A 6,611-nucleotide genomic window follows, 5' to 3' on the forward strand; every position below is an offset into this window, starting at 1 on the left:
CCTCCCCAGGTCGGGAGGCGGCCCTCGTCGGGTGCTGTTGGGGCTGCGGAGCTCAGTCGCGCTCGACGCCGAGGCTGATGCCGCGGGTCGCGAGCCACGGCAGCGGGTCGATCTTGTTGTCGCCCGCGAGGTGCACCTCGAAGTGCAGGTGGGGTCCGGTGGAGAAGCCGCGGTTGCCCATTCGCGCGATCTGGTCGCCCGCCATCACGTGCTGGCCGACCGAGACGAGGGACGAGTCGATGTGGCCGTAGACGGTGATGGTGCCGTCGGCGTGCTTGAGCCGCACCCACATGCCGAAGCCGGAGGCGGGCCCGGAGTCGATGACCTCTCCGTCGGCAACGGCGTAGATCGGGGTGCCGATGGCGTTGGCGATGTCGACGCCGGCGTGCAGCGTGCCCCAGCGGGAACCGAAGCCCGAGGAGAACGTGCCCACGGCGGGGAGCACGAACAGCGGCCGGCGGGCGGCTGCCTCGCGGGCGGCGCGCTCCTGGCTGAACCGCTGGCCCTTGGCGAGCAGGTTCGAGAACTGGCTGAGGTCGGCCGGATCGGCCACGTTGAGCACCTGCGGGGCCTGCGAGGACCCGGTGGACGCGGCACCGAACTGCGCGGCCTGCGGCTCGGCGGTCGCGGCGATGTTCGATGCGCTGTCGTCTGCGGCGAGGGCGACCTCGGAGGTGGCGGACGAACCGTTGTCGAGCGCGGCCTGCCCGGCCGCAACGACGGCGCCGGCGGCAACCGCCACGACGGCGGCGCGGCCCTTGAGCGCGGTGGGGGGAGTGGGGATTCGGTGCGCTCCACCGCGTCGAGCGGGAGCTGCGAAATCCGAGTCGAGATCCGTCGCCGCCGTGTCCGGGGCGTACGTGTTGTCGTGCTGGTCGTGCGTGGTGGTGCGGAAGTTCACGCGGGGGGTCTCGAAATGTTGTGACCCGGTGTAACGCTGCGCCGAGTATTGCGAATACGACTGCGTGGTGGCGTCGTCGGCGGTGAAGGGCAGGGCCGGTCTACTCGGTGCATTCGCCGTCGCGAACCGGGAATCAGCGGCACGACCTGCGGTGATCAAGTCTGTTGCGGGTCCCGGGTCGGGTACCGGCTGAACTGTGTAGTGGCTGGTTACGGAGGGTGCGCGGTGTCTGGACAACCTCAACCCTTCCGTTTGTGACCTGCCTGTGACATTGACCGAAGCGACGGTAACGAAACGGTCGCGAGGCCCGCAACTCTTCCATGCCGCTGACCGGGCAATTGTGAGATGCATCACAAATTGATCACGGGCTTTGGTCGATCGAGGCTTCGAACTCGTGTCGGCCGCCCGGCGGGAGCGGCCGCGCGGCTAGCGTCGAATCCCGTGTCGCCCTCACCCCGAGACCGGTCCACCTCCCGCGCCGAACCCCGACGCATCGCTGGGCGAGCAGCCGCCGACGCTCCGGGCCCGCCGGATCCCCGGCGAACCGCCGTGCCGGCGGTCGCCGTCGGCCTCTGCGGCGCCGTTCTGGTCGCACTCGCAGGGCCGATCGGAGTCGTCCGCCCCGAGGTGGGGTCGGCGGTGCTCGCCGCGGCCGTGGTCGCGGTGTTCTGCGCCGCCGTCGCTCCCGTCGCGGGACTGGTCGTCGTCCGTCGCGCCCCGGCGGTCGCGGGCGCGCTGACCGCGGGCGCCGGGTCGGTCGCGCTCGGACTACTGGTGCTCGACCTCCAACTGTGGGCGGATCCGGTGGACGCCAACCGGCTCGAGCTGTTTCGTCCGCTCACCGCCGCACACCTGACCGCGGGCCCGGGTGCCTCCACGATGCTGGCCGGACACGCGCTCGGCGTCCTCGCCGGACTGCTGGGCCTGCTGACCGTCGCGCGCGCCTCGCACGAAGACGGCTACGGCCACAGTGACTACCCCGACCACGACGACGCCTCCGTGGCGCGCCGGGTCGGAGCCGGACTGAGCGCCGTGACCGCCCTGGCCGCACTCGTTTTCGCAGTCGCCTCGCTGGCCGAACCGCTGCGCTCGTCCGACCCGGTGCTGCTGGTGCACCCGCTGCTCGGCTCGCCCCCGGCCACCGCGATCGGGACGGCACTGGTCGCGGTCGCGGTGCTCGTGGTGGTTGCCGCCGCGCTGGTGTCGATCGCGCCCGGCGTCGCGGCAGGCGCCCTGGTCGGCGCCGGCACCGCCGCGCTCGGACTGTCGGGGGCGCAGCTGGCGGCAGGCGTCACGGCCGGTGACGGCGTCGGGCTCGCACCCGGACCCGTGGCGGCGTCGGTGGCCGCCGCGGTGCTCGTCCTAGTGGGGGCCTCGATCCCGGCTGTGGCGGCGGCGCGGGCGCGGCGTGGGATCGCCGCGTTGACGAGTGGCCTCGGCGACGTCGGGTCGTCGGTGTCGACCGCCGGGAATTCCGCCCCCTCCAAGGCCAAGGCGCTTGCGGCCGCCGAGGCCGCGGCCCGCGCACGGGTCGACCGTTGGCACCGGTACGCCGGACTGGCCGGGATCGCGGCGGGACTGCTCGCGGCGGTGGGTGCCCTGCTGCCGGCGCTCTCCGTTCCCGACGGACTCCCGCAGCCGCAGATCCTCGCCACCCGGGTGGTGCTGGTGGCCGGCGCGGTCCTGGTGGTCGTGTCGGTGTGGCTGTTGCTCTCGGAGTTCGCCGCGCTGGTGCGACCCGCGGCCGGGGTGCTGTGGGCCGCGCTCGTCGCGGCCGTCGCCGGGGTGTTGCAGTCGGTGGTCGTCGCGTCCGATCTGCCGGGGGTGGGGCCGGGTGCCGGGGCCTGGGTGCTGGGACTCGCGGCCGTCGCCGCGGCGGGGACGGGACTGCTGGCCTGGTGCGCGGGGTCCGCCGAGCGTGAGGGCATCGACACGTCCGTGGACGTCCCGCCCCGGCGCCCCGTGCTGGTGGTCGGGGTGCCGGCCGCGGCGGTGGCGGTGGTCGCGCTGGCGCTGCCGCTCTATCGGGGCGCCGGCTTCGGGCCGGACTCGGTGGCGCACTGGCCGTGGGGGTGGGACATGTGGGGGCGCGCGCTGCTCGCGGTCGTCGTGGCGGTTGCGGTGTCGGTCGCGGCGAAGGCCCGACCCGCGCGGGCCGCGGCGGGGTTGTTGGGCGCGGCGGGGGCCATGGGCGTATACCTGATTGGGTGGCCGCTGACCAGCGGCCGGGTGATCGATCCCGTGATGGGGCCCGGTGCGGTGGCCGCGATCCTCGGCGTGGTGCTGCTGACGGCGACGGCTGTGGTGGCCGTTCGCGATGATCGCCGGTGACCTGCCGCGCACCGGTGTCACCCCGTGAGATATGCCACATAGCACCAAGGCGACCGATGGGTCATTGATTCAACTAGATACAGTCCGAACGGACCCGCTCTTACCCCTCGAGCGGGCGTCAACGCAGACGAGACGGTGAGCAGATGGATCTCTTCGAATACCAGGCGAAGGAACTCTTCGCCAAGCATGGAGTGCCGACGTCGGCCGGGCGTGTTACCGACACGGTCGCGGGCGCACGTGAGATTGCCGAGGAAATCGGCAAGCCGGTGATGATCAAGGCGCAGGTGAAGGTCGGTGGCCGCGGCAAGGCCGGTGGCGTGAAGTACTCCGCCGACGTCGACGCGGCCGTCGCGAACGCCGAGTCCATCCTCGGGCTCGACATCAAGGGCCACGTCGTCAAGAAGCTGCTGGTCGCAGAGGCGAGCGACATCGCCGAGGAGTACTACATCTCCTTCCTGCTGGACCGCACCAACCGCACCTACCTGGCCATGTGCTCGGTCGAGGGTGGCGTCGAGATCGAGGTCACCGCCGAGGAGAACCCCGACGCTCTCGCCAAGATCTCCGTCGACGCCGTCAAGGGTGTCGACCTGGCGTTCGCGCGCAGCATCGCCGAGGCCGGCAAGCTGCCCGCCGAGGTGCTCGACGCCGCCGCCGTCACCATCCAGAAGCTCTGGGAGGTGTTCATCAAGGAGGACGCGCTCCTCGTCGAGGTGAACCCCCTCGTGCGCACCCCCGACGACCAGATCCTCGCCCTCGACGGCAAGGTCACGCTGGACGAGAACGCCGGCTTCCGCCAGGCCGGCCACGAGGCCTTCGAGGACCGGGACGCCACCGATCCCCTCGAGCTCAAGGCCAAGGAGAACGACCTCAACTACGTCAAGCTCGACGGCGAGGTCGGCATCATCGGTAACGGCGCCGGCCTGGTCATGTCGACCCTGGACGTCGTCGCCTACGCGGGCGAGAAGCACGGCAACGTCAAGCCCGCCAACTTCCTCGACATCGGCGGCGGCGCCTCGGCTGCGGTCATGGCCGCCGGCCTCGACGTCATCCTGAACGATGCGCAGGTCAAGAGCGTGTTCGTGAACGTCTTCGGCGGCATCACCGCCTGTGACGCGGTCGCCAACGGCATCGTCGGCGCCCTGCAGACCCTGGGTGACGAGGCCAACAAGCCCCTCGTCGTGCGCCTGGACGGAAACAACGTCGAAGAGGGTCGCCGCATCCTCGCCGAGGCCAACCACCCGCTGGTCACGGTCGTCGCAACCATGGACGAGGCCGCCGACAAGGCCGCCGAGCTCGCCTTCGCAGCGAAGTAAAGGGACTAGAACAATGGCAATCTTCCTGACCAAGGACTCCAAGGTCATCGTCCAGGGCATCACCGGCGGCGAGGGCACCAAGCACACCGCCCTGATGCTCAAGGCCGGCACCCAGGTCGTCGGCGGCGTCAACGCCCGCAAGGCCGGCACGACTGTCTCGCACACCGACAAGGACGGCAACGCCGTCGAGCTGCCGGTCTTCGCGACCGTCGCCGAGGCCATGGAGAAGACCGGCGCGGACGTCTCCATCGCGTTCGTCCCGCCGGCGTTCTCCAAGGACGCCATCGTCGAGGCCATCGACGCGGAGATCCCGCTGCTCGTGGTCATCACCGAGGGCATCCCGGTGCAGGACTCCGCGTACGCGTGGGCCTACAACGTCGACAAGGGCAACAAGACCCGGATCATCGGCCCCAACTGCCCCGGCATCATCACCCCCGGCGAGGCGCTGGTCGGCATCACCCCGGCCAACATCGCCGGCAAGGGCCCGGTCGGCCTGGTGTCGAAGTCCGGCACCCTGACCTACCAGATGATGTTCGAGCTGCGTGAGTACGGCTTCTCGACCGCCATCGGCATCGGCGGCGACCCGGTCATCGGCACCACGCACATCGACGCCATCGAGGCGTTCGAGAACGATCCCGAGACCAAGCTCATCGTCATGATCGGCGAGATCGGCGGCGACGCCGAGGAGCGTGCGGCCGACTACATCAAGGCCAACGTCACCAAGCCGGTCGTCGGCTACGTCGCTGGCTTCACCGCCCCCGAGGGCAAGACAATGGGCCACGCCGGCGCCATCGTCTCCGGTTCCTCGGGCACCGCACAGGCCAAGAACGACGCCCTCGAGGCGGCAGGCGTCAAGGTCGGCAAGACGCCGTCCGAGACCGCCGCTCTCGCGCGCGAGATCCTCGAGAGCCTGACCGTGGGCGCCTGACGCCCCGCAGTCCTGCCGAAGGGCACCCGCCTCGCCTCGAGCGAGCGTGGGTGCCCTTCGGCCGTTTCGAGGCCCTCGGACATCCGTCACAGCGTGAACACGCGCCCCAGGTTCAACACAGGATTGTGCGCTAGCGTTCAGAAGACAGGAGTCCGCACGCGCATCGACAGCAAGGAGCCGATCATGACCTACCCGCCCGCAGGGCCCGGCTACGGTCCCCCCGCGCAGCCCTCCGGCGGACTCGCGGCGAAAGGCCTGCCACACCTGCTCACGCTGGGTGTGCTTGCGCTGGGCGTCGTCAACTTCCTGTTCGGGTTCGCGCCGTTCGCGAAGGTCAGCACGTACGGTGACACCACGCTGAGCCAGAGTTCCTTCGAGGGCGGCTACCCGGTCATCGGGCTCGCGCTGCTGCTGGTCGGAGCCCTGCTCGCGGGCCTGTCGCTGCTGCCGGGCAACCCGTACAAGGGCATCGCCGCGGCCACGTCGCTGGTGGGATTCCTGGTCGGCCTGTTCTTCCTGTTCAGCCTGTCCGAGGGCGTGACGCTGGCCTGGGGCGGGGTACTCAACCTGGTCCTCGGTTTCGTGCAGGCGGTGCTCGCCATCGCCGTGGTGCTCTACGAACTGGGCCTGCTCAAGCCGCCCGCGCCCAAGCCGGCAGGCTTCGCGCAGCCGGGATACGGCCAGCCGCCGGCCGGGTACGGCCAGCCGCAGCCGGGATACGGTGCGCAGCCCGGGCAGGCGCCGCAGGGGTACGGCCAGCCGCCGCAGGGCTACCCGCAGCCCGGGCAGCCGTACGGACCGCCCCCCACGCCGGGCTACCCGCAGGGGCAGTACCAGGGTGGATACCCCCAGACGGCGCCGGGACAGGCCGGGCCCGGACAGGCCGGCTACGGCCAGCCCAACCCCTACGCGCCGCCGCAGCCCCCGACATATCCGCAGGCCGGGCAGTCCTACGGCAAGTCGCAGCACGCCGCGCCCCCCGCAGACGAGACGGTCGCGGTGCCGAAGCCGGCCGAGCCCGCGACTCCGGCCGAGCAGCCGCCGAGCGCCCCCGCACCGACGCAGGCGTTCGGTGCCGCACCCACGCCGCCCGACCAGAAGGACGACTGACCGTACTAACCGCATCGACGCCCCTCGG

General features: G+C 71.2%; 5 protein-coding genes. 4 read left to right on the forward strand and 1 reads right to left on the reverse strand.

Translation table 11 applies throughout. From position 1 onward, the window contains the following. Positions 1-52: 52 nt before the first annotated feature. Positions 53-901, reverse strand: coding sequence for a M23 family metallopeptidase (locus tag ACFXGJ_RS23650; protein WP_378625694.1), 849 nt, complete (start codon positions 899-901; stop codon positions 53-55). 549 nt (positions 902-1,450) lie between these two features. Between ACFXGJ_RS23650 and ACFXGJ_RS23655 the strand changes: the two genes are divergently transcribed. The 4 genes from ACFXGJ_RS23655 (at position 1,451) to ACFXGJ_RS23670 (ending at position 6,583) form a co-directional block, all read left to right on the forward strand. Further along, the gene (locus ACFXGJ_RS23655) at positions 1,451-3,232 is read left to right on the forward strand and encodes a hypothetical protein (protein WP_378625695.1); all 1,782 of its coding nucleotides are present in this window, start codon (positions 1,451-1,453) and stop codon (positions 3,230-3,232) included. 143 nt (positions 3,233-3,375) lie between these two features. Continuing rightward, on the forward strand, positions 3,376-4,545 hold the full coding sequence (sucC, locus tag ACFXGJ_RS23660) for an ADP-forming succinate--CoA ligase subunit beta (RefSeq protein WP_378625696.1): 1,170 nt from the start codon (positions 3,376-3,378) through the stop codon (positions 4,543-4,545). Between the two features lie 13 nt (positions 4,546-4,558). Continuing rightward, positions 4,559-5,473 (forward strand): succinate--CoA ligase subunit alpha, encoded by a 915-nt coding sequence (sucD, locus tag ACFXGJ_RS23665; protein WP_378625697.1) that lies wholly within the window; start codon positions 4,559-4,561, stop codon positions 5,471-5,473. A gap of 183 nt (positions 5,474-5,656) precedes the next feature. Continuing rightward, a complete protein-coding gene (locus ACFXGJ_RS23670) occupies positions 5,657-6,583 on the forward strand; it encodes a DUF5336 domain-containing protein (RefSeq protein ID WP_378625698.1) in 927 nt (308 codons plus the stop codon). Positions 6,584-6,611 lie beyond the last annotated feature (28 nt).

The sequence above is a fragment of the Rhodococcus sp. NPDC059234 genome, from assembly GCF_042754225.1.
Taxonomy (GTDB): Bacteria; Actinomycetota; Actinomycetes; order Mycobacteriales; family Mycobacteriaceae; genus Rhodococcus_G.